The sequence below is a fragment of the Nocardia sp. No.11 genome (genome assembly GCF_038752175.1).
GTDB classification, from domain to species: Bacteria; Actinomycetota; Actinomycetes; order Mycobacteriales; family Mycobacteriaceae; genus Nocardia; species Nocardia canadensis.
The window spans coordinates 45722-67367 of record NZ_JBCGFB010000001.1 but is presented as its reverse complement, the minus strand read 5'-3'; the positions used below and the strand labels follow the sequence as shown (position 1 = coordinate 67367).

The following is a 21646-nucleotide window of genomic DNA, read 5'->3' as shown; positions in this document are numbered from 1 at the left end:
GTGACGGTGGGGTGTTCAGAGCGGACGCAGGACGACGATGCCCGGCGTGGTCCGGACGTAGTCGGCCAGCGGGGTGTCGACGACCTGGTAGGCGGCCAGCGAGGAGGCGTTGCGGAACATCGGGCCGTCGGCGGTCTGGACGATGATGCCGACGTGGGTGACGTCGAGGCCGGCGTCGGGGGTGTAGGCGCCGACGAAGTCACCGGTGCGCAGTGCGGCCATCACTGCCCCGTCGACGGCGGCCGCGGGAATGTGGGTGATCGCGCGGTCGACGACGGGCAGGCCCGGCAGGTAGGTGCCGCCGTCGGCGGTGGCATTGAGGTGCTTGGTGACGGTGACCGCGGCGGGACTCAGACCGGCGGTGATATCGGTGGCGGCGATGCGCCCGGTGCTCGCCCAGTCGGTGAAGAAGTGCTTGCGCTGGGTGAACTCGACGCGGCTGTCGACGTAGCGGGTGGCGACGAGGTTGGCGACGAACTGGTCGCGATCGGCCGAGCGGGACGCGGCGTCGAGATAGTCGAGGTAGGTGAAGCAGTCGACGCGGCGCAGGTCGATGACGAGTTGTTCGGGCTCGGTGGCCGATCCGATGAGCATGTTCGGGCCGTAGGGGGTGCCGAGCAGGTGGCCGGAGAGCCGGGCGAGCAGCTCGGCTCGGCTGATCGCGCCCGCTTCGGCGCGCACGGCGAGCAGTTCGTCGATCTTGCGGCCGGTGGTGTCGTCGATGGCCGGGGTGGCCAGGGCGGGCGCGGCGGCGCAGACCAGGGCGGCGAGCACGAGCAGGATCCGGACGATGATGCGCAAGACGCCTCCCAGCAGCCAAACGGTCGATCGGTGCGAGCGGTCTCCACCGTAGCCGACCCGGTGTCGTCGTCTCAGGCGTCGGGAACGATGACCGCGCGTCCGGTGATCTGTCCCGCGTGCAGGCGCTCATAGGCCAGCGGGGCTTCGTCGAGGGTGAAGGTCTCCACGTGGACCGACACCTCGCCACGGCGGGCGATCTCGAGGACTTCGATGAGTTCGGTGCGGGTGCCCCAATACGGTGAGCGCACGGTCGTCTCGTAGGGCGGGGAGCCGAAGCCGACGGCGACCGTACCGCCCCCGAGCCCGACGACGGTGATGTCGGCGGCGATGCCCGCCGCGGCGGCGGCGGTGGCGGTCGTGGCCGGCGCCCCGACGAAGTCGAGGACGACCTGGGCGCCTTCGCCGTCGGTGAGGGCGCGGATCTTCTCGGCGGCCGAGGCGTCGGACAGGACGGTGTCGTGGGCGCCGACCCGGCGGGCGAGGTCGAGCCGGTCCTCGGAGACATCGAGGGCGATGACGCGGGTGGCGGTCATGGCCCGCAGTAGCTGGATGGCGACGTGGCCGAGGCCGCCGGCGCCGATGACGACGGTGGTGCTGCCGGGCACGAGCTTGGGCAGCGACAACGTGATCGCGTGGTAGGGGGTGAGTCCGGCGTCGGTGAGCGAGACGTTCTGGACGGGATCGAGCTCGCCCATCGGCACGAGGTGGCGGGCGTCGTCGATGATCAGGTACTCGGCCATCGCGCCGGGGGCACCGAGGCCGGGCGGGAAGATGCCGAGTTCCGCGGCGCGCAGGCAGTAGTTCTCGGCGCCGCGGGTGCACATGCGGCACCGTCCGCATCCCCACGGCCCGTACACCGCCATCATGGCGCCGATCTCGACACCTTCCACGCCGGCGCCGACCGCGGCGACGGTGCCCGCGCCTTCGTGGCCGAGGGTCAGTGGCAGCGGGAAGCCGAGGTGGTCGGCGGGCAGGCTCATGACGGCGATGTCGGAGTGGCACACCCCGGCGGCGGCGACTTTCAGCAGGATCTGGCCTGGCCCGGGTTCGGGGTCGGGCACGGTGACGACTTCGGGGGCTGCGCCCGGGGTTCGGTACTGCACGGCTCGCACGGTGACCTCCCACGTCGACGGGGCTGCTCTCGTCGATCGTCGCAGCAGGTCCGGGGAGATTGCAAGCGATTCGCGATCATCGCGCTACTGCGGGAGATGAACCGCTTCCCGTACCGTTGGCGCAGGTGGTGCGTATTCTCCGCGGGTTCGCGAACGAGTTGCTCGTGCAAGTTTGTCGACAGCATCGCCCGGTGCGGCGGAAGGGAAAGCGACATGCGTGCTTTGACCGTTGTTCCAGATCAGCCCGGTTCGCTGAGCGTGCAGGATGTGCCGGATCCGGTGGCCGGGCCGAACGAGTTGCTGGTGGACGGGGTTTCGCTGGGCATCTGCGGCACCGATCGCGAAATCGCGTCGGGAGTGTACGGATGGGCGCCGCCGGGTCGGGAACGGCTGATCCTCGGACACGAGTCGCTGGGCAAGGTACGGACCGCGCCGGCCGGAAGTGATTTCGCGCCGGGCGATCTCGTCGTCGGGATCGTGCGCAGGCCGGACCCGCAACCGTGCGGGGCGTGTGCGCGTGGGGAATTCGACATGTGCCGCAACGGCCAGTACGTGGAACGCGGGATCAAGCAGATCGACGGGTACGGCTCCACCGCGTGGGTCGTCGACGCCGACTACACGGTGAAGCTGGATCCGTCGCTGGCCGAGGTCGGGGTACTGATGGAGCCGACGACGGTGGTGGCCAAGGCGTGGGATCAGATCGAGCGGATCAACAACCGGGCCTGGTTCGAACCGAAGACGGTGATGGTCACCGGCGCGGGGCCGATCGGCCTGTTGGCGGCGATGCTCGGCGCGCAGCGGGGGCTGGATGTGCATGTGCTCGACCGATCGACCGACGGGCCGAAACCCGGTCTGGTGGCCGATCTCGGGGGCACGTTCCATACCGGGCCCGCCGGTGAGGTCGCCGAGAAGATCAATCCGGACGTGGTGATCGAGGCGACGGGCGCGGCGGCGGTCACTTTGCAGTTGATGCAGCTCAACACTCCGGGCTCGATCGTCTGCCTGACCGGGGTGACGGCGGCGGGCAAGGATTCCCCGGTCGACGTGGGTGCGCTCAACCGCAATATCGTGCTCGACAACGCCGTCGTGTTCGGTTCGGTCAACGCCAACCGGCACCACTACCAGCTGGCCGCGGAGTCGCTGGCGAAGGCCGATCCGGCGTGGCTGGCCCGGTTGATCACCCGGCGGCTGCCGTTGGAGCGCGCGCTCGAGGCGTTCGATCCGGGTGATCACACCGATATCAAGGTCGTCATCGACCTGTAGTCCGTCAGATCGCGCAGCCGTCCGGGCCGCAGGTGTCGCCGTCGGCGTCGGTGGCCGGCACCAGCGGTGCCGGACGGTCGTTCCAAGCAGTGGTCAGGGCCTGGGTGAAGACCTCGGTGGGCTGGGCGCCGGAGACGGCGTACTTGTTGTCGAAGACGAAGAACGGCACGCCGGTGGCGCCGAGCTGGGCGGCTTCGCGTTCGTCTTGGCGGACGGCGTCGGCGTAGGCCCGTGGGTCGGCCAGGATCTCGCGCACGGCCGTCTCGGCGAGGCCGGCGCGGACCGCAAGGGTGACGAGGCGCTCGGTGTCGGCGAAGACCGGCTCGGCTTCGGCGAAGTTGGCGGCGTACAGGGCGTCGAGCAGCGCGTCCTGCTTGCCCTGGTCGAGGGCGAAGTGCAGCAGCCGGTGCATGTCGAAGCTGTTGCCGTAGTCGCGACCGGAGGTCTGGTAGGGCAGGCCGAGCTGGGCGGCCTGGGCGCCGATGTTGCGCTCGTTGGCGGCGGCCTGGTCGACGCTGATGCCGTACTTGGCGGCGATGCGCGGGATCACCGGTCCGGTCTCATCGGCGGGCAGGGCGGGATCGAGTTCGAAGGACCGGTGCACGACCTCGACGTCGTCGCGATGGTCGAACTCGGCCAGCGCCTGCTCGAAGCGCGCCTTCCCGAGGTAGCAGAACGGGCAGTTGATGTCGGTCCAGATCTCTACTCTGGTGGTCAAGCGGGCCTCCTCCGGCACACGAAATCCGGCGGCGATCCGCCGAAAATATCTGGACAGGCGTTCAAATTCTCGGGGTGCAACGTCGGCGACGAAGCCGCTATTCCCTGGCGCGTCCGGGCACGACAGGACGAGCACGAAGGACATCGATGGGGTTCGAACAGCGGAGGGGGTGGGTGCAGGTGCCCGAAGGATTGACGGTGCCGCGCGCGCTGGCAGGACTGTGGGCCGTGCGGCACGCCCAGAGCGTGGCCAACGCCTGGTACGCCGACCCGGCGACCGAATTGCGTCCGATGCGCGGCACCGACGCCGAAGTCGAGCTGACCGAGCTGGGGCACTGGCAAGCGCAGTGCCTGGGCGAGTGGCTGGCCGGTCTGGCCGGTGTGCAGCGGCCCGACCTGGTGGTCTGCTCCCCCTATCTGCGGACCCGGCTCACCTGGGCGGTGATGGCCGAGGCCGCCGTCACGCGCAATCGGCATCTGCGCCCCATCCGCACCCTGGTCGACGAGCGGCTGCGCGATCGCGAGATGGGAGTGTTCGAACTGCATCCGCACAAGGCGATCCGGCGCCGCTCCCCCGAGGAAGCGGCCCGGCGCGCCCGGGTCGGCGACTGGGTCTACCGGCCGCCCGGTGGCGAGTCGCTGGCCGATGTCGCCTTGCGGGTGCGCAGTTTTCTCGACGAGCTGGACGTGGTCGCGGCGGGTGAGCAGGTGCTGGTGGTCACCCACGACGCGGTGGTGATGTCGATGCGCTACATCCTCGAGGGCATGGGTACCCCGGTGCCGGACACCCTCGAGCCGGTCCCGAACGCGTCGGTGTCGCAGTGGCGCCGGGAGGGCACTCGGCTGAGCCTGCGGGTGTGGGGCGAGGTCGCCCATCTCGGGGGTGCCGAGCAGGTCGGCTGAGTCCGGCCGTGGCGCCGCGGCCGTCGCCGGTGTGGCCGCGATGGAAGAATGCTGGTCGTGCATGTGGCGATCGGTCTGGTGGTACTCGTCGGCTCGGCGACCGCGCTCGCGGCGCTGGCGCGGCGGTTCGGGGTGTCCGAACCCCTCGTGCTGACGGTCGCCGGCGTCGCCGCGTCCTATCTGCCGATGGTGCCGCAGGTGCATCTCGAGCCCGAGGTGGTGCTGCTGGGGCTGCTGCCGCCGCTGCTCTACACCGCGGCGCTGCGGACCTCGCTGGTCGACTTCAAGGACAATTTGCGCACCATCGCATCGCTGTCGGTCGGGTTGGTGCTGTTCAGTACGTTCGCGGTGGCGCTGGTGGCCTGGTGGCTGCTGCCGATCCCGTTCGCGGCCGCGGTCGCGCTCGGCGCGGTGGTCGCGCCCCCGGACGCCGTGGCCGCCACGGCGATCGCCCGCCGCACCGGCATGCCGCGCAGCATCGTGACCGTCCTCGAGGACGAATCGCTGTTCAACGACGCGACGGCGCTGGTGTCGCTGCGCGGCGCGATCGCCGCGATGGCGGGCGCGGTGACGGTGTGGCAGATCGGCGGGGACTTCCTGCTCGCCGCCGTCGGTGGCGGTGTGGTCGGCGGGATCGTCGCGGCGGCACTGGTGCTGCTGCGCAAGCGGATCACGGACCCCGTACTCGACACCTCGGTGTCGCTGCTCGCGCCGTTCGTGGCGTATCTGCCCGCCGAACACTTCCACGCCTCGGGCGTGATCGCGGTGGTGACGTGCGGGATGATCCTCGGCCACGGCGCGCAACGCTGGCAGGGCGCGGCCTCGCGCGTCGCCGAGTCGACGAATTGGCGGACCATCCAGTTCATCCTGGAGAGCGCGGTCTTCCTGATCATCGGCCTGCAGGTGCGCTGGATCGTCGAGGCTGCCTGGCACAGCGGTCTCGACCGTCGCACGCTGCTGATCGCGGCGGTGGCGGTGCTGGCCGCGGTGATGCTGGCTCGTCCGCTCTGGGTGTTCACGCCGGTGCTGGTGGCGCGGTTGTTCGGGCGCGCGACCGAGCCGCTGAGCCACGCCGCGGTGGTGTCCTGGGCGGGCATGCGCGGGGTGGTGACCCTGGCCGCGGTGCTGCTGCTGCCCGAATCGACCCCGCAGCTGCCGGTGCTGGAACTGCTGGCGCTGGTGGTCGTGGGCGGCACTCTGCTGGTGCAGGGCACATCCCTGCCGTGGCTGGTGCGCCTGCTGCGGCTGCGGGGGCCCAGCCGCGCCGAGGACGCGCTCGCCAAAGCCGATCTGCTGCAACAGGCGTCGAGTGCGGGGCTGGCCGAGCTGGACAAGCGGATCGGCCCGAACACCCCGGAACCGGTGATCGAATCGCTGCGGCAGCGGCTGATCTGGCGCACCAACGCGGCGTGGGAACGTCTGGGCAGGCCCGAGGCCGAACTGGTGACGCCCACGGCGGAGTACCGGCGGCTACGGCTGGCGATGCTGGCCGCCGAACGCGACGCGGTGCTGGCCGTCCGCGACGCCGGTTCGGTGGATTACGAAGTGCTGCAGCATGTTCTCGCGCGCCTGGATCTCGAGGAATCGATGATCGACCGCTTCGACGAGGCCGACGAGGAGCCGGGCACCGAACCGCTGTCCGGGGCCGCGCCCGCCGACGGCTGTACCCATCTCGAACACGCGCCGCTGCTGCGGGAGCCGGTCGGTGACCTGGTGTGCCGGGAGTGCGTCGCCGAAGGTCTGCGCTGGGTGCATCTGCGGATGTGCACCGACTGCGGCAACATCGCCTGCTGCGAGTCGTCGCTGGGCAACCACGCGAGCGCGCATTTCCAGTCCTCGGCGCATCCGGTGATGCGCAGCGTCGAGCCCGGCGAGGTATGGCGCTGGTGCTACGTCGACGAGTTGCTCGGCTGAGGCCGGTGCGAGTAGATCAGCCGCGCGTACTCGGCGAGCAGCTGGTCGAGTTCGGTGGGTTCGCCGGTGGCGGCGAGTTGCTGGTAGCCGATCAGCATCGCCATGCCGAATTCGGTGACCACCGTGGCGGTGGCCGGGTCGCCGACGACACTGTCGATCACGCGATGCACGGTGCGGCGGCGGGATTCGTCGACGCGCTTGACCGTCACGTGGACCGACTCGTCGTTGGCCGCCCAGGCGCGCAGCGCCGCCTCGGCGCCGTGTTCGAGGCCGCCGGCCAGCGCCGACATGGCGCGCACATCGGCGTCGGGATCGCCGTGGCCGACATCGAGCGCGCGTAGCTCGATCATCTGCCGGTTCTCCCAGTGCTCGAGCAGGGTGTCGACGAATCCCTGCCACGATCCGAAGTGGTGGTAGAACGAGCCGCTGGTGACACCGAGGCGACGGCACAGCACACCGATGTTGAGACCTTTGAAGCCGAACTCGGCGAGCACCGCCACGGCGGTGTCGAAGTACTGCTCCTTGGTGACGACTCGGGACATCGCGATGCCGATCTGTTCGTGCGGACAGGACCGAAGAATGCGAACAGTACCCGATCGTAACGAGGGCTCGCGCGAGCGTAACGAAGTCTATGCTGTGGCGGAATCGTCGAAAATGAGATCGAAATACCAAGCGCTGGAACAAAATCCGTGCACTACCAGGTGACAAGTGCACCCGAATGGAATAACAGAGCAGACGCTCTGTAAACTATTGTTCATGCCGAGACCGCGAACTCACGACCCGGAGACCGTGCTGGACGCCGCCGAGAACCTCGCCGCGCGCGCCGGTTCCGCCGCGGTGACCGTGCGCGCCGTCGCTGCCGCGACCGGTGTGTCCAACGGCGCGCTGTACCACACCTTCGGTTCTCGCCAGGAAGTGCTGGCGCGCACCTGGTTACGCGCCGCTCGCCGCTTCCTGGCGCTGCAGGCCACCGACATCGACCGCGCCGTCGCGGCCACCGACCCGGGCGCGCGGATCGACGCGGTCGTCGACGCCGCCGAGACACCGGCCCGCCTGGCCGACGTCCACCCCGACTCGGCCCGGCTGCTGCTGCTCGTCGACCGGGCCGAACTCCTCGACGGCGACCTGCCCGCCGAGCTGGCCCGCGAGATCGCCGACACCGAGAAGGCGCTGCTGACCGCGCTGTCACGGGTCGCGCGAGCACTGTGGGGCCGCGCCGACCGGCGCGGCGTCGCCACCGTCACCACCTGCCTGGTCGACCTGCCGACCGCGCTGCTGCTGCGGCGTGACCGGCTCACCGATCCCGTGGCCCGCAGACACCTGCGCGCCGCTGTCCGTGCCGTGCTCGAACTCGGCCCCCGCTGAAAGGAACCCCCTCCATGCCCACCCTGCGCCACCACGACGCGATCGCGATCCTCGACCTCGGCGACGGGGAGAACCGCTTCTCCCCCGACTTCATCACCGAGGTCCACGCCCATCTCGACACTGTCGTCACCGAGGGCGCCGCGGCGCTGGTGACCACCGCGACCGGCAAGATCTACTCCAACGGGCTTGACCTGGACTGGTTGTCGGCCAACGGCGATCGCGCCGCCGAATACGTCGAAGCCGTGCACACCCTGTTCGGTCGGATGCTCACCCTGCCGATGCCGACCGCCGCCGCCATCGGCGGCCATGCCTTCGGGGCGGGTGCCATGCTCGCCGTCGCCCACGACTACCGCGTCATGCGCGCCGATCGCGGCTTCTTCTGCTTCCCCGAGGCCGACATCCGCATCCCGTTCACCAACGGCATGGCCGCGCTGATCCAGGCCAAGGTCCCGCCCAGGACCGCGATCGCCGCCATGACCACCGGGCGCCGCTTCGGCGGCACCGACGCGCTGGCCTACGACCTGGTCGACGCGGCCGTCGGTGAGCACGAGGTCCTCGACACCGCCCTGGCGACCGTCGCCCCGTTCGGCGGCAAGGACCAGCCGACGCTGACCGCGATCAAATCGGTGATGTTCGCCGGCGTGCTGGACGCGTTGCGCGGCAAGGACTGACGCGGTTCACGGCAGCCGGGGGCCCTTGCCCAGATAGACGTCACCGCGATCGTCGCTGGCCCAGCCGCCCCCGGTGTAGTCGCCGAGCACGAAGCACGCGTCGCAGAACTGCTTGCCGAACACCGTCAGGTAGATGCTGCGGTAGGAGCTGATCGCCCGCATCTTCACCGACTTGTAGGCGGCCTGCGCGCTGGGCTGGGCTTCCAGGAACGCGTACCGGCGGAAGTCGGCGACCGGTTCGGTGGAGAACCGCACCAACCCCAGCCTGCTGAGATTGCCCAGATAGTGGTGATCGCGTTCGGGCAGCGCGCACCCGGCCATGGAGGCGATCATGTTGATGCCGTCGGCCAGGCGCTGCGAGCCGATCCCGAACGGCGCCTTGGTGCGGATGTCGATCGCCGGTTGCGGACCGGCGACGGCCAGGAACCGCAGGATGCGGGCTTCGTCGGGGGTCAGGTCGTGCAGGATCGGCACGAACGAGGGATGCAGGTCGCGGGGCTGCTGCGCCGAATCCCAGCCCTCGGTGATCATCGCGTCGCCCATGGCCTTGAGATCCTCGGCGCCGACACCGGATTCGACGTGCCCGTACACGCCGGCGGCGGTGCTGGTGAGACCGAGCGCGCTCAGCGCGATCTTGCGCAGCGAGTCGATCCGTTCGTCGATGATCTGCGACATCGGCTCGCCGGCACGGATGTCGTCGGCGAGATCGGTGGCGGTGTGCAGCGCTCCCCTGGTGACCGCGCCGACGATGTGGCGCAACGACAGTCCCGCGATGCGCGCCAACCCGACCAGGTCGGTGGGGATCCCGGGCTCGGGCGTCGGTTCGGGGAGGTTCTCGCGCTCGTCCATCTCACACTCCGAAGACCAGTAGGTGCAGGGCCCCGACGATCACACCGAGCGCGCCGCCGTGCGCGTAGAGCAGCCACGCGTCCTGTTCGATGGCGGTGTAGAGCATTTCGACGAACTCCTCCGGCGGCAGTTCGCGCAGTTTCTCGGTGGCGAGGCGATCCACGCTGGCGGCGGTGGTCTGCGAGAACTCGACGTCGTCGACCAGCCACGGCTTCATCTCCGTCGCCAGGCTCGCGCCCGCGGTGGCCTGGATGGCGTCGAACTGCCGCGGCCCCACCGCCAGCCGGGTCACCGAGCGCAGCGGCCCGAGCACCCGGTCGATCTCGGCTTTGAGGAAGTGCGCGATGACCGCGCGGGTCTTGTCACCGCTGGGCCCGTCGAGGAGCTGTTCGGCGACGACGTCGAGGGTGACGATCTGATACCCGATCGCGTGTCCCAGGTCGGCCGCGGCCTGATGCTGGCGTTTGGCGAATTTCGCGACACGCCACGGATATTTGTAGCGCGGTTGCGGGGTGGCCGGCTCGAAGACCACCTTGATGGCGATGATGTTGACCAGCACGCCCACCACGGCGCCGCCGAGGAGCACCCACGCCCACGCGGGCAGGAAATGGAGGATGTCGTAGAGCCAGCCGGGCAGCGAGATCAGCGCCGGGGTGTCACCGTGTGGGGTGCTGTAGTGCAGCAGCGACAACCACAGCGCGACGACGACGCCGAACGGGAACCCGATCACCCCGCTGCGGGTCATGAACCGCAGCTCCGGTGCGCCCAGCCCGTAGATGACGTCCTTGAGCAGTTCCGGGCGCCGCCGCAGATAGCCCACGACCATCAGCTTCACATCGAGCAGCTGATCGATGTTGGCACCGATGAAGTCGAAGGCACGGTCGGTGATCGCCGGCAGTTCCGCCTCCACCCGCGAGTACACGACTTCGCGTGCGCGCGGCGGCATGTCGGCCCACAGCTGCGGATGCTCGGTGTCCATGATCGAGTCGACCATCGACCGCACGTTCGGCAGCGCCACCTGGGCGACCTGCGCGGAGATCTTGCGCGGATCCATCTGATCGAAGAAGTCCTTGGCCGTACCGATCTTGGCGACGGCGTTGTCGACCATCAGGCTCGCCATCTTCTCGGCGCGAGCCGGGATGAAACCCTGGAAGCCGAGGATGCCGCCGGGGGCGAAGGTCGGCAGGATCTGCACCTTGCGCGGCAGCAGTGGGAAGATCGTCTTCAGTCCCGGCACATAGAACCCGGTGAACCGCACCGGCGCGAACAGCATGATCACGCCCGTCCAGTTGGTGATCAGACCGGCCATCGCGCTGAAGATCGGAATGCTGATCATGTCGACCCAGAACTTGCTCAGGCCGGTCGTCTTCTCCCAGTCGAGCAGGCCGAAGAAGCCCGCCGCTTCGATCCCAGCATTCATCCGGCGTCCACTCCGTCGTGTTCCGAACCTCGCGCGTTCGGGTCATCATAAGTGACCGACCAGGTGGTTTCGGGCAGCTTTCGCGGTTACCCGCTAAACCGGAGCAAACTCGAAATCAGGCGTGGGTGGTGTTGACCAGCAGCAGGTTGGTGTCGATGTCGTGGGTGACCTTGTTGGCGACCGAGCCCAACAGCCGTGCGGGACCGCTCATTCCGCGATTGCCGATCACGACGAGGTCGTACTTCCAGGCCGCGTTGCAGATCGCCTCGGCCGCGGGGACTCCGGTGAGGACGTCGTGACCGAACAGCTCCGGATCCTCGACGTGGACCTGGCCCTCCACCTCGATCAGGGTGACGGCGCCGTCGTCGTCGGTCTTGGCGGCGGTCACCAGGAACGGGCGCGCGCCGAGCGCGACGGCGACCTCGTAGCCACGGCGCACCGCGGTGATCGAGCTCGCCGACCCGTCGGTGGTGAGCCCGACCGTGGTCCACCGCTTCGGGATCTTGTGGGTGAACACCACATCGGATTCGCTGTGGTGGGACACGTGATTGGCGGTCGACCCGAGCAGGCGCGCCTTCGAACTGCCCAGCCCACCACCGCCGACGACCAGCAGCGTGCCGGGTTCGGCGGCGGCGACCTCGAGCAGGACCGCGCCCGCCGTGCCGGGCAGTTCCCTGCGGCGCACCTCGGTCACCCCCGCCTCGACGAGAAAGGCGGCCGCCGCCGCGGTGATCTCCGCGGCCCAGGCGGCATCGGTCCCCGCCTTCAGCGTGGCTTCCTTCCAGACGCTCACGACGGTGACCCCGACACCGAGCTTGACCGCCAGTTCCCCCGCGACGACGACCGCCGTCTGTCCGGACTCCGAGCCGTTGGTCCCCACCACGATGCGCTGGTACCCCATGTGACGCTCTCCGATCGACGGCAGGTCAGCTGCGCTTGGCCACAGTATAAACGCCGCACACTCCCGGCAACCGTGGTGCGCGGCTCACGCGCCGGTGCGCAGGTGCCGGTCGAAGAAGGCGAAGATGCGCTGCCAGGCGTCGTCGGTGGCGGCCGCGTCGTAGCCGATGCCGATGCGTTCGAGCACCGCGTTTCCCGGCAGGACATTGGCGAAGCTGTGGGTGGCGTTCGGATAGGTCTTGATGTCGTGGTCGACTCCGCCCGCCGTCAGCGCCGTCTCGAGCTTGTGCGCGGCACCCGGCAGCGCCGGATCGAGTCGTCCGTAGCTGGCAACCACCGGGCACGCGCCGTCGAGCAGGGTCCGGTAGTCGCCGTAGAGGCTGCCGTAGAACGGTGCCGAGGCGTGGAACCCCTGGGGCGCGGTGAGCAGTGCGAAACCACCGCCCAGGCAGAAGCCGAGCACGGCGATCCGGCCGGTGCAGTCGGGGTCTTCGGCGAGCCGGTCGCGGGCGGCGAGGATCTCCCCCACCGCGGGCCCCTTCCCGGTGAACGCGACCGCGCGGAACGCCTGCTGGATGCAGCGGACCCGGCCGCGCGCGAACAGATTCGGCGCGATCGCCAGGTAGCCCGCGTCGGCGACGATGTCGAGCTGGTGGCGCAGGTCGGCGTTGATGCCGAGGGCGTCGTGGAGGACGACCACGCCCGGCCACGGGCCTTCGCCCTGCGGGCGCGCGATCAGCGCGTCGATTCGGCCGGTGGGAGTATCGATCTCGATCGATTCCATCGTTCGAATGTAGGCGTTCGGCCCGCGGTTCGCGGCCAGTCGGCCGGTTACCCGGCGGTGCGTCGCCCGTCCGGCGAGTCGGGCAGCGGCAGGCGTTTGAGGTGCAGCGCGTTGAGGGCGACGATCAAGCTCGATCCCGACATGGCCATAGCCGCGATCTCGGGGCGCATGGTCAGGCCCCACGGGGCGAACACCCCGGCGGCGATGGGCAGCGCGATGCCGTTGTAGCCGATCGCCCAGGCCAGATTCTGGTGTTCCTTGCCAACGGTGCCGCGACCGATGCGCAGCGCGGTCGACACGGTGAACGGGTCCGAGCGCATGAGCACGACGTCGGCGGTCTGAATGGCCACGTCGGTGCCCGCGCCGATGGCGATGCCCAGATCGGCCCGCGCGAGGGCGGGCGCGTCGTTGACGCCGTCGCCGACCATCGCGACCTTCTTGCCCGCCCGCTGCAGCTCGGCGATCCGGTCGGCCTTGTCGCCGGGCAGGACGTCGGCGATCACGGTGTCGATGCCGAGGTCGGTGGCGATGCGCTGGGCGGTCGCCTGGTTGTCGCCGGTCAGCATGACCACGTCCACGCCGAGCTCGTGCAGGGCGGCGACCGCGGCGACGGAGGTGGGCCGCGGGGCGTCGGCGAGGGCGATGACCGCGACCGCGGCGCCGTCGACGGCGACCAGGACGGCGGTGTGGCCCGAGGCCGCCAGGTCCTCGCGCCGGGTCGCCAGCTCGCCCAGGGCGATGTGTTCCCGGTCGAGCAGCCCGCGATTGCCGACGACGACGCGGTGACCGTCGACGGTGGCGATCGCCCCGCGCCCCGGCACATTCCGGAACTCGGTCGCCGACAGTGCCAGGGCGCCCTGGTCTTTCGCGTACTCGACGATCGCCTCGGCCAGCGGATGCTCGGACTCGCGTTCCACCGCCGCGGCCACCGCGAGCATCCGATCGGTGTCGACGCCGGGTGCGGGCACCACGTCGGTGACCTCCGGTGTTCCCTTGGTGAGGGTGCCCGTCTTGTCCATCACCACCACGTCGATGCGGGCCGCGTCCTCGAGCGCCGTCGCGTTCTTGAACAGCACACCGCGTTTCGCGCCGAGCCCGGTGCCGACCAGGATCGCCGTCGGTGTCGCCAGGCCCAGTGCGTCGGGGCAGGTCACGACGACCACGGTGATCGCGAACAACAGCGCCCGGCTCAGCGAGGCACCGGCGAGCAGCCACACCGCCAGCGTGGTCACACTGCCGATCAACGCCACCAGGGTCAGCCAGAACGCCGCCCGGTCGGCGAGCCGTTGACCCGGCGCCTTCGAATTCTGCGCCTGCTGGACTAGGTCGATGATCTGGGCGAGCGCGGTGTCGGAGCCGACTTTGGTGGCCCGCACCCGCAGACTGCCGGTGGTGTTGATGGTCGCGCCGATGACCGGCGAACCGGGTTCCTTGTGCACCGGCAGGCTCTCGCCGGTGACCATGGATTCGTCGACCTCGCTGGATCCGTCGAGCACGGTGCCGTCGACGGCGATCTTGGCACCGGGGCGCACCAGCAGCACGTCACCGACAGCGACGTCGGCGGTGGGGATCTCGACCTCGCTCCCGTCGCGCAGCACCACCGCTTTCGGCGGCGACAGGTCCAGCAGCGTGGAGACCGCGTCGTTGGCGCCGCCGCGCGCTCGCATCTCGAACCAGTGCCCGAGCAACACGAATGTCGCCAGCATGGTGGAGGCCTCGTAGAACACCTCGCCGCCGCCGGTGAGCGTCACGTACAGCGAATACAGCCAGCCGGTGCCGATGCCGACCGAGACCAGCACCATCATGTCGAGGGTGTGCGCCCGCAGCGCCTGCCACGCGCCCGTGAAGAAGATCGTCGACGAGTAGCAGATCACCGGCAGGCTCAGGATCAGCATCCACACGTCGGCGCGCAGGCCGAACGGGACCGCCAGGTGCAGACCCAGCATGTGGGTGGCCATCGGCGACCACAGCATGACCAGGGTGGAGAAGACCAGCGCGACCAGGAAGCGGTTGCGCATGTCGCGGGCCATGTCGTCCATGGACATGGCCGCGTCGCCGCCGTGATGGTGGCCTGCCATCGCCGTGTCGTGGTCGGCGGTACGGCCGCCGGGTGGGGTGGTGGCCGCCGGGGTGTGCTCCACGGCGGAGGGTTCGCTCGCCGGATCGCAGAGGTGGGTGGGCACCGAGCGGCCCGCGCAGTGGTAGCCGCAGTCGCGGATCCAGGTGCGCAGATCGGTGACCGAGGTCACACCCGGGTCGTAGGTGACGGTGGCGGTCTGCGTGAGCGGGTTGGCCTCGACCGCGAGAACTCCGGGCCGATGTCGCAGCGCGGCGGCCAGGGTCTGCCGGGAGCCGGCGCGATGCAGGCCGCCGACGTGCAGGACCGTGGTCGCCGAGGCGGTGACGGGGTGGTGCGTGTCAGGCATCGCCGCTCCTGTCGCCGGTCGAGCGCACGACGCGACAGCGCGCCGCGCCTCACTTGCCGGCGACAGTACCCGGTGCGGGTCACGAGACGACCAATGTCGCCGGGTGACCCGCGATTGTCAGAGCGTGATACCCAGCAGCGCGTCCACGGCGTCACGTACCAGCGCGGGCGCGGCCGGATCGGCCCCACCGTAGGTGAGTGCCTGCTCGACCCAGTTGTCGACGGCGTCGAGCGCCTTCGGGGTGTCCAGGTCGTCGGCCAGGTGCTGGCGCAGCCGGGCGACGGTGTCGGCGGCCGACGGGCCGGTGGCCAGGGCGGCGGCTTCGCGCCAGCGGGCCAGGCGGGCCTGGGCCGCGGTGAGGACGTCGTCGGTCCACATCCGGTCCTCGCGGTAGTGCCCGGCGAGCAGGCCGAGGCGGATCGCGGCCGGGTCGACGCCGGAGCGGCGCAGCTTCGACACCAGCACCAGGTTGCCCTTGGACTTCGACATCTTCTCGCCGTCGAGGCCGATCAGCCCGGCGTGCACGTAGTGGCGGGCGAAGCGGCGCGCGCCGGTGATCGCCTCGGCGTGCGCGGCGGAGTATTCGTGGTGCGGGTAGATCAGGTCCGAGCCGCCGCCTTGGACGTCGAACTCGGTGCCGATGCGGTTGAGCGCGATCGCCGCACATTCGATGTGCCAGCCGGGGCGGCCCGCGCCGAACGGGGCCTGCCAGGACGGTTCGCCCGGGCGCTCGGCCCGCCACAGCAGCGCGTCGATGACGTCGCGCTTGCCGGGACGGTCGGGGTCACCGCCGCGCTCGGCGAACAGCTGCTCCATGGTGGCCCGGTCGTAGCCGGACTCGTAGCCGAACTGCTCGGTGGCGTCGGTACGGAAGTAGATGTCCGGGAACTCGGCGTCGTCGACGATGTAGGCGGCGCCGGCGGCGAGCAGCTTCTGCACCAGCTCCACCACCTCCTCGACGGACTCGATCGCGCCGATGTAGTGCTTCGGGGGCAGCACCTGCAGGGCGGTCATGTCCTCGCGGAACAGCTCGATCTCCGAGCTGCCGAGGTCACGCCAGTCGACGCCGTCGCGGGCGGCGCGCTCGAACAGCGGATCATCGACGTCGGTGACGTTCTGCACGTAGTGCACGTCGTGGCCCGCGTCGCGCCACAGCCGGTTGATCAGGTCGAACGTGAGGTAGGTGGCGGCGTGGCCGAGGTGGGTGGCGTCGTAGGGAGTGATGCCGCAGACGTACATCTTCGCGGTCGCGCCGGGGGTGACCGGGCGGACCTGGCGGTCGGCGGTGTCGAACAACCGCAACGGCGGCCCTGCTCCGGGGACGGTCGGTAGGGCGATATCGGACCAGGACTGCATGATTCGAGGGTAGAGCCCCCGTTGTGGCGCCCGGCCCGCGGGCCGGTCACGCGGTTGCCCGCGGTGTCGCCGGAGCGGCCCGCTACCTGCACACAAACGTGTTCCGGGGGTTGCGTCAAGGGTTGTGCTCAGGCAGATCCGCTGGTCACGGCGGTGGCGGGCGACCTACCGGCCCGAACCCACCCCACCTGGGCAGATGGTTGCCGATGCGGATTCTCCGCGATCATTCTCACACGTCGGACGCTGCTGAATCCCGGACGTCCTCGAAGTGGAGTCGACCTTTCCGGCGCTTCTCGCCGTGCACCGACCGGTTACCGTTCTCCGCCGACGTGGACCTGCGCGCGATGGACGTGCCGGCGCTGGGCGTCGGCGACGTGCTCGTCGATTCGGCGCGCGGTGCCGAGCGGGCGCGGGCTTGCTTCGCGTGGGGCGAGGTGCGTGCGCTGCCCGAGGTGGGTCACGCGGTGCTGGGGCAGTCCGCGGCCATCGAGCGACTCCTCAGCGCGCACTCCGGCTGGGCCGGGGGCTGGGCGACGGCCCGGTGTCGCCGCGCGTCGGGAGCGGCGACACCGAACTCATCGTTCGATCACGCCTGCAGGTAGCACTGCACGTTCGCGCCGTCGACGTCCGGGCCGAACTGCGGCAGCGCGTAGAACGAGGCACCGACCTGATCGGCGGCCTGCACGGTGACGTCGGGCAGCGGAGCACCGGTGTTGCGGTCGGTAGCCTTGCACACGTAGGTCTTCTCGGCCCACCAGCCGCTGGGGAAGGCCTGCGCGGGCGCGGCCACGGCGGCGACGGCGCCGGTGAGTAGCAGCGCGGCGGCGGAGGTGGTGACGATCGATCGGGTCGACATAGATTTCCTCTGATCTTGCGTGGAATGACGAAAGTGCTTGGAGCACACTAGCACCGGCCCCGACCCGGAAAAGCAGCCTCAAGATACCCGACGTCAGCGGATCCGTGGGCCGGAATCGTCGACATCGACGCGGTCCACCGCGGCGCCGTAAACCATCGGGCTCGCATCACATTCGGCGACGAAATCGGCCGGGAAGCCCCGGTCGAACGGCACCGCGTCGTCGAGCACTCGGACCGCGTCGGCGGGCAGGCGCAGTCGCGCCGCCGCCAGATTGCCCGCGAGTTGCTCGGCGGTGCGTACCCCGAGGATCGGCAGCACCGCGCGACTGCGCTGCCGTGTCCAGGCCAAAGCCACCTGCTCGGCCGCGACGCCCAGTCCCGAGGCCACGTGTGTCACTGCCGCGACCGCGGCCAGTTCCGAGGGCGTCGTGGCCCGGCCCGCCCCTGGCGAGAGAGCGCCCCCGGCCAGCGGTGACCACGCGGTGACGGTGAGCCCGAAGGCTTCGGCCATCGGCAGCAGTTCCCGTTCGATGCCACGTTCGAGCAGGTTGTAGGGCACCTGGACGGCGGCGAACGGGGTCCGATCGCGGGACTGCGCGAGCGTGTTGGCGCGGGCGATGACCCAGGCGGGTGCGTCGGAGATGCCGATGGCCAGCGCTTTTCCAGCCCGCACCACGTCGTCGAGGGCGCGCATCGTCTCCTCGATCGGCGTGTGCCGGTCCCACACGTGCACCCAGTACACGTCGACGTAGTCGGTGCGCAGCCTGCGCAGGCTCTGTTCCAGTGACAGCACCAGGTTCTTGCGGTGGTTGCCCGCCGCGTTGGGGTCGGTGGCGTCACGGCTGAGGGTGTACTTGGTGCCGAGCACGAAGCGGTCCCGCGCGCGCAGCACCCGGCCGAGGATCGCCTCGCTCTCGCCGTAGGCGGAGGCGGTGTCGAGGAAGTTGCCGCCCACCTCGGCATAGGTGTCGATGATCCTGGCGGCCTCGACGGGGTCGTCGAAACGCATGGTGCCCAGAGCGAACTCGGAGACGCGCAGGCCGGTATGGCCGAGCAGGCGGTAGCGGAGCATACGGTCAGTCTGGCGGGGAATCGCCGACGCAGGCAGACCGTGACAGGGCCACCCTGGGATCAGAACGCGGGCCAGGGAATCGGGCGCGACGAGTTGGGCAGCGGCATCACCGGATCCTCGAGCAGCGCCTTCGTGCGTTCGGTCAGCGCGGTGATCTCGGCGTCGGTGATGTGCTCGGCCAGCGAATCGGCCACGGCGCCGGGCAGATTCGCGGCGAACGCGGTGATGTCGGTGATCAGTGATTCGTGCACTGGGCGCCCGGCCCAGCCCCACAGCACCGTGCGCAGTTTCGGCTCGGAGTGCAGGCAGATGCCGTGATCGACGCCATAGACCTGCCCGTCGACGCCTTCGAGCGCGTGCCCGCCCTTGCGATCGGCGTTGTTGAGCAGCAGGTCGAGCACCGCCATCCGCTGTAGGCGTGGATCGTCGGCGTGAATCAGTGACACCTCGTTGCCCTCACCGTCGAGAGCACGCAGGACTTCGCAGAAACCGTCGGGCACCGTGCCCGGTCGGCACAGGTCGACCAGATCCAGGCGCGGCTTCGTCTCGGTGTGGTGGTCGACCGAGGTCACCCACCGCTGCACCATGCCGGGCCCGAACGGCCCGTCGCGCAACACCGTCTCCGGGATGACACCCCAGCCCAGCTGTTCGGAGATCAGGTAGGAGGCGACTTCCCGGCCAGCGAGGGTGCCGTCCGGGAAGTCCCACAGCGGACGCTCCCCGCGCACCGGCTTGTACACCACGCGCAGCGGTGCGCCGTCGGGCTCGGGCGCGGCGATCTCGCACACCAGCGTCAGGTTGCTGGCGACGCCGACACGGCCGACGATGTCCAGCTCGCCTTCGGTGAGTGCGGTCACCGGATCACTCCTCGTCGATCTCGGCCGCGCCGAAGATCTCGCCGCGCTTGTAGCCGTTGGTGCGCACGCACATGTGACCACGCGCGGACAGCGGTTCACCGCACAGCGGACACGGCGGCCTACCCGCCGCGATCACCCGCGCCGAGCGCAACGCGAATTCACGGGCCTGGATAGGGGTCAGGAAGACCCGCACGGCGTCGGGGCCTTCCTCGGTGTCGTCGAGCACCACCGATTCGTCGACCTCGGTCTCGGTGATCGCCAGCAGTTCCACCACCACGGCGCCCGCGTCGGCGTCCCAGCCCAGACCCATGGTGCCCACCCGGAACTCGGTATCGATCGGGGTCACCAGCGGCGCGACATCGCGGACGTCCTCGCCCTCCGGCGGCACCTCGGCGCCGAAGCGACGGGCCACCTCGTCGAGCAGCAGTCCCATCCGGTCGGCGAGCACCTTCACCTGCTGCTTCTCCAGCAGCACGCTGACCACGCGCGGTTCCTGCACAGCCTGCAGGTAGAACGAACGATCGCCCGGCTCACCGACGGTACCGGCGACGAAACGATCGGGGGTGCGAAATACATGGATTGCGCGTGACACATGCACCTCCTGCTACGTGACCCTGTTCGACACTCACGAACACCCTCCCTCTAAGGAGAATCGCGGTGTCCCGCATTCCCATTATCCGCGCCCGCGGCATTCGTCACCTCTCCACCGGGAGTCGGCGACGCGGTGACGGCGAGGGCGGACAGGTCGGCACCGGTGTCGTTGAACTTCCACACCGACGGCCCGACCGGGCTGTACCGGACGACGCTGATCGAGGCGGGTTCCACCGCGATCCGCTGGAAACTGTCCAGATGCAGGCCGAGTGCGTCGGCCAGGATCGATTTGATGATGTCGCCGTGCGCGCAGGCGACCCACAGCACGTCACGGCCCGCCTGCTCGGACAAGCGGCGTTCGGTGTCGCGGACCGCGGCGACCGCACGCTGCTGGACCTGAGCCAGGCCCTCCCCACCGGGGAACACCGCACCGGAGGCGTGCCGCTGCACGACCTTCCACAGCGGTTCGGTGAGCAGTTCGGCCAGCGGGCGGCCGGTCCAGTCGCCGTAGTCGACCTCGATGAGCCGTTCGTCGTGCTCGGGTTCGAGGCCGAGTTTCTCGGCGAGCGGGGCGACCGTGCGCTGACAACGCAACAACGGTGAGCTGGCGATGTGTTCGATCGGCAGCGTCGCCAGCCGGTCGGCGACCGCGGCGGCCTGCTCGGTACCGCGGTCGGTGAGTTCGACACCGGGAGTGCGGCCGGCCAGGGTCCGCGCGGTGTTCGACGTGGACACTCCGTGCCGGAGCAGGATCACCGTCATGGGACCAGCCTAACCATCAGTGCCCGGCGGCTCAGGTCGCCGAGACGACGCCCGCGGCGAGCAGGCCCATCACGACCAGGCCGAGGATGATCCGGTAACCGACGAACCAGTAGAACGAATGCTTGCCGACGAACTTGAGCAGCCAGGCGACCGAGGCGTAGCCGACGACGAAGGCGATGATCGTCGCGACCAGCAGCTGCGGACCGCTGGCGTTGAGGCCTTCACCGGCGGGTTCGAAGGCGTCCGGCAGGCTGAACAGGCCCGAGGCGGTGACCGCGGGAATCGCGAGCAGGAACGAGAAGCGGACGGCCGCTTCGCGCTGCAGGCCGAGGAACAGACCCGCGGTGGAGGTGGCGCCGGAGCGCGAGACGCCGGGAACCAGCGCCAGACACTGCGCCAGGCCCATGATCAGGCCGTCGCGGGTGGTCAGCTGCTCGATCGGACGGGTCTTGCTGCCGAAGTGCTCACCGGCGGCGATCACCAGCGCGAACGCGACCAGCATGAACGACACCAGCCACAGGTTCCGGGCGCCGGTGCGGATCTCGTCCTTGAACAGGAACCCGAGCACGCCGATCGGGATGGTGGCGATGATCACGTACCAACCGATGCGGTAGTCCAGTTCGCGCTGGGTGTCACGCTCGTAGGCGTCGCGAGCGCTGCGATCCATCACCGGCAGTTTGGTGGTGACCCGGTCGGCGACCGCGACTTCGCGCTGGGATCGTTCGCGCAGCCGCATACCGAGGGTGGTGAACCAGGCGACGATGATTCGCCAGATGTCCTTGGCGAAGTACACCAGGACGGCGGCCTCGGTACCGAGCTGGGTGACGGCGGTGAACGAGGCGCCGGCGTCGTCGCCGAAGAACACGCCCGAGACGATGCGCAGGTGCGCCGAAGAGGAGACCGGCAGGAACTCGGTAAGTCCTTGCACAAGCCCGAGTACCAATGCCTGTATCCAGGTCATCGACTCGCCCACCGCGTCCTCCTGCTATCTCGTGCCCGAAAGACCGCGTCCTCCTGGGCTTTTGCTT

At 69.7% G+C, this 21646-nt stretch carries 22 protein-coding genes; 6 read left to right on the top strand and 16 right to left on the bottom strand.

From position 1 onward, the window contains the following. Window positions 1-15 precede the first annotated feature (15 nt). Together V8688_RS00350 and V8688_RS00345 are read right to left on the bottom strand one after the other, a co-directional pair. Entirely contained in the window at window positions 16-801 is a 786-nt protein-coding gene (locus V8688_RS00350) for an N-acetylmuramoyl-L-alanine amidase-like domain-containing protein (protein WP_218720196.1), read from the bottom strand. A gap of 71 nt (window positions 802-872) precedes the next feature. Continuing rightward, window positions 873-1913 carry an NAD(P)-dependent alcohol dehydrogenase gene (locus V8688_RS00345; RefSeq protein ID WP_342799861.1) on the bottom strand — a complete coding sequence of 347 codons (1041 nt, stop codon included), beginning with the start codon at window positions 1911-1913 and terminating at the stop codon, window positions 873-875. 213 nt (window positions 1914-2126) lie between these two features. Between V8688_RS00345 and V8688_RS00340 the strand changes: the two genes are divergently transcribed. After that, window positions 2127-3176, top strand: coding sequence for a glucose 1-dehydrogenase (locus V8688_RS00340; RefSeq protein WP_218720198.1), 1050 nt, complete (start codon window positions 2127-2129; stop codon window positions 3174-3176). 4 nt (window positions 3177-3180) lie between these two features. Here V8688_RS00340 and V8688_RS00335 read toward each other — a convergent pair whose 3' ends face one another. Beyond that, window positions 3181-3894 (bottom strand): DsbA family oxidoreductase, encoded by a 714-nt coding sequence (locus tag V8688_RS00335; protein WP_342799860.1) that lies wholly within the window; start codon window positions 3892-3894, stop codon window positions 3181-3183. A 173-nt stretch (window positions 3895-4067) separates the two neighbouring features. Here V8688_RS00335 and V8688_RS00330 point away from each other — a divergent pair, with 173 nt between their 5' ends. After that, a complete protein-coding gene (locus tag V8688_RS00330) occupies window positions 4068-4796 on the top strand; it encodes a histidine phosphatase family protein (protein WP_342799859.1) in 729 nt (242 codons plus the stop codon). A 48-nt stretch (window positions 4797-4844) separates the two neighbouring features. Beyond that, the gene (locus V8688_RS00325) at window positions 4845-6710 is read left to right on the top strand and encodes a Na+/H+ antiporter (protein ID WP_316574822.1); all 1866 of its coding nucleotides are present in this window, start codon (window positions 4845-4847) and stop codon (window positions 6708-6710) included. Here the strand turns inward: V8688_RS00325 and V8688_RS00320 are convergent. Then, the gene (locus V8688_RS00320) at window positions 6686-7252 is read right to left on the bottom strand and encodes a TetR/AcrR family transcriptional regulator (protein WP_218720202.1); all 567 of its coding nucleotides are present in this window, start codon (window positions 7250-7252) and stop codon (window positions 6686-6688) included. The two genes, V8688_RS00325 and V8688_RS00320, sit on opposite strands and share 25 nt — an antisense overlap. Window positions 7253-7466: 214 nt before the next feature. On the opposite strand from V8688_RS00320, the gene V8688_RS00315 reads away from it, so the two are divergent. After that, the gene (locus V8688_RS00315) at window positions 7467-8075 is read left to right on the top strand and encodes a TetR family transcriptional regulator (protein WP_316574823.1); all 609 of its coding nucleotides are present in this window, start codon (window positions 7467-7469) and stop codon (window positions 8073-8075) included. A 14-nt stretch (window positions 8076-8089) separates the two neighbouring features. Beyond that, a complete protein-coding gene (locus V8688_RS00310; RefSeq protein ID WP_218720204.1) occupies window positions 8090-8746 on the top strand; it encodes an enoyl-CoA hydratase-related protein in 657 nt (218 codons plus the stop codon). A gap of 6 nt (window positions 8747-8752) precedes the next feature. Here the strand turns inward: V8688_RS00310 and V8688_RS00305 are convergent, their stop codons facing one another. The 6 genes from V8688_RS00305 to mshC all read right to left on the bottom strand — a co-directional run bounded on the left by V8688_RS00305 (window position 8753) and on the right by mshC (window position 16481). Then, window positions 8753-9595 (bottom strand): Abi-alpha family protein, encoded by an 843-nt coding sequence (locus V8688_RS00305; protein ID WP_218720205.1) that lies wholly within the window; start codon window positions 9593-9595, stop codon window positions 8753-8755. Window position 9596: 1 nt separating this feature from the next. After that, window positions 9597-11015, bottom strand: coding sequence for a hypothetical protein (locus tag V8688_RS00300; protein WP_218720206.1), 1419 nt, complete (start codon window positions 11013-11015; stop codon window positions 9597-9599). A gap of 115 nt (window positions 11016-11130) precedes the next feature. Next, window positions 11131-11916: a universal stress protein gene (locus tag V8688_RS00295; protein ID WP_342799858.1), complete on the bottom strand. Its 786-nt coding sequence runs from the start codon at window positions 11914-11916 to the stop codon at window positions 11131-11133. 84 nt (window positions 11917-12000) lie between these two features. Then, window positions 12001-12699 carry a dienelactone hydrolase family protein gene (locus V8688_RS00290; protein ID WP_218720208.1) on the bottom strand — a complete coding sequence of 233 codons (699 nt, stop codon included), beginning with the start codon at window positions 12697-12699 and terminating at the stop codon, window positions 12001-12003. A gap of 47 nt (window positions 12700-12746) precedes the next feature. Beyond that, complete coding sequence (locus V8688_RS00285; protein ID WP_342799857.1) at window positions 12747-15125, bottom strand: heavy metal translocating P-type ATPase; 2379 nt, start codon at window positions 15123-15125, stop codon at window positions 12747-12749. Between the two features lie 117 nt (window positions 15126-15242). Continuing rightward, the gene (gene mshC, locus V8688_RS00280; RefSeq protein ID WP_218720210.1) at window positions 15243-16481 is read right to left on the bottom strand and encodes a cysteine--1-D-myo-inosityl 2-amino-2-deoxy-alpha-D-glucopyranoside ligase; all 1239 of its coding nucleotides are present in this window, start codon (window positions 16479-16481) and stop codon (window positions 15243-15245) included. Between the two features lie 344 nt (window positions 16482-16825). On the opposite strand from mshC, the gene V8688_RS00275 reads away from it, so the two are divergent. After that, on the top strand, window positions 16826-17083 hold the full coding sequence (locus V8688_RS00275; protein ID WP_218720211.1) for a hypothetical protein: 258 nt from the start codon (window positions 16826-16828) through the stop codon (window positions 17081-17083). Here the strand turns inward: V8688_RS00275 and V8688_RS00270 are convergent. The 6 genes from V8688_RS00270 to V8688_RS00245 form a co-directional block, all read right to left on the bottom strand. Then, window positions 17068-17337, bottom strand: a complete 270-nt coding sequence (locus V8688_RS00270) for a hypothetical protein (RefSeq protein ID WP_218720212.1) — start codon at window positions 17335-17337, stop codon at window positions 17068-17070. The two genes, V8688_RS00275 and V8688_RS00270, sit on opposite strands and share 16 nt — an antisense overlap. Window positions 17338-17430: 93 nt before the next feature. Next, window positions 17431-18408 (bottom strand): aldo/keto reductase, encoded by a 978-nt coding sequence (locus V8688_RS00265; RefSeq protein ID WP_218720214.1) that lies wholly within the window; start codon window positions 18406-18408, stop codon window positions 17431-17433. A 59-nt stretch (window positions 18409-18467) separates the two neighbouring features. Next, entirely contained in the window at window positions 18468-19265 is a 798-nt protein-coding gene (locus tag V8688_RS00260; protein WP_342799856.1) for an SCO1664 family protein, read from the bottom strand. Between the two features lie 4 nt (window positions 19266-19269). Further along, window positions 19270-19857: a DUF3090 domain-containing protein gene (locus V8688_RS00255; RefSeq protein ID WP_218720218.1), complete on the bottom strand. Its 588-nt coding sequence runs from the start codon at window positions 19855-19857 to the stop codon at window positions 19270-19272. 50 nt (window positions 19858-19907) lie between these two features. Then, window positions 19908-20618: a histidine phosphatase family protein gene (locus V8688_RS00250; protein WP_218720219.1), complete on the bottom strand. Its 711-nt coding sequence runs from the start codon at window positions 20616-20618 to the stop codon at window positions 19908-19910. A gap of 31 nt (window positions 20619-20649) precedes the next feature. After that, window positions 20650-21591 (bottom strand): undecaprenyl-diphosphate phosphatase, encoded by a 942-nt coding sequence (locus V8688_RS00245; protein ID WP_218720221.1) that lies wholly within the window; start codon window positions 21589-21591, stop codon window positions 20650-20652. Window positions 21592-21646 lie beyond the last annotated feature (55 nt).

Coding starts and splice junctions, on each gene's coding strand:
- V8688_RS00340 (WP_218720198.1), top strand. CDS start 2,127: ATGCGTGCTTTGACCGTTGTTCCAGATCAGCCCGGTTCGCTGAGCGTG.
- V8688_RS00325 (WP_316574822.1), top strand. CDS start 4,845: ATGCTGGTCGTGCATGTGGCGATCGGTCTGGTGGTACTCGTCGGCTCG.
- V8688_RS00320 (WP_218720202.1), bottom strand. CDS start 7,252: ATGTCCCGAGTCGTCACCAAGGAGCAGTACTTCGACACCGCCGTGGCG.
- V8688_RS00315 (WP_316574823.1), top strand. CDS start 7,467: ATGCCGAGACCGCGAACTCACGACCCGGAGACCGTGCTGGACGCCGCC.
- V8688_RS00310 (WP_218720204.1), top strand. CDS start 8,090: ATGCCCACCCTGCGCCACCACGACGCGATCGCGATCCTCGACCTCGGC.
- V8688_RS00305 (WP_218720205.1), bottom strand. CDS start 9,595: ATGGACGAGCGCGAGAACCTCCCCGAACCGACGCCCGAGCCCGGGATC.
- V8688_RS00300 (WP_218720206.1), bottom strand. CDS start 11,015: ATGAATGCTGGGATCGAAGCGGCGGGCTTCTTCGGCCTGCTCGACTGG.
- V8688_RS00295 (WP_342799858.1), bottom strand. CDS start 11,916: ATGGGGTACCAGCGCATCGTGGTGGGGACCAACGGCTCGGAGTCCGGA.
- V8688_RS00290 (WP_218720208.1), bottom strand. CDS start 12,699: ATGGAATCGATCGAGATCGATACTCCCACCGGCCGAATCGACGCGCTG.
- V8688_RS00285 (WP_342799857.1), bottom strand. CDS start 15,125: ATGCCTGACACGCACCACCCCGTCACCGCCTCGGCGACCACGGTCCTG.
- mshC (WP_218720210.1), bottom strand. CDS start 16,481: ATGCAGTCCTGGTCCGATATCGCCCTACCGACCGTCCCCGGAGCAGGG.
- V8688_RS00275 (WP_218720211.1), top strand. CDS start 16,826: ATGGACGTGCCGGCGCTGGGCGTCGGCGACGTGCTCGTCGATTCGGCG.
- V8688_RS00270 (WP_218720212.1), bottom strand. CDS start 17,337: ATGTCGACCCGATCGATCGTCACCACCTCCGCCGCCGCGCTGCTACTC.
- V8688_RS00265 (WP_218720214.1), bottom strand. CDS start 18,408: ATGCTCCGCTACCGCCTGCTCGGCCATACCGGCCTGCGCGTCTCCGAG.
- V8688_RS00250 (WP_218720219.1), bottom strand. CDS start 20,618: ATGACGGTGATCCTGCTCCGGCACGGAGTGTCCACGTCGAACACCGCG.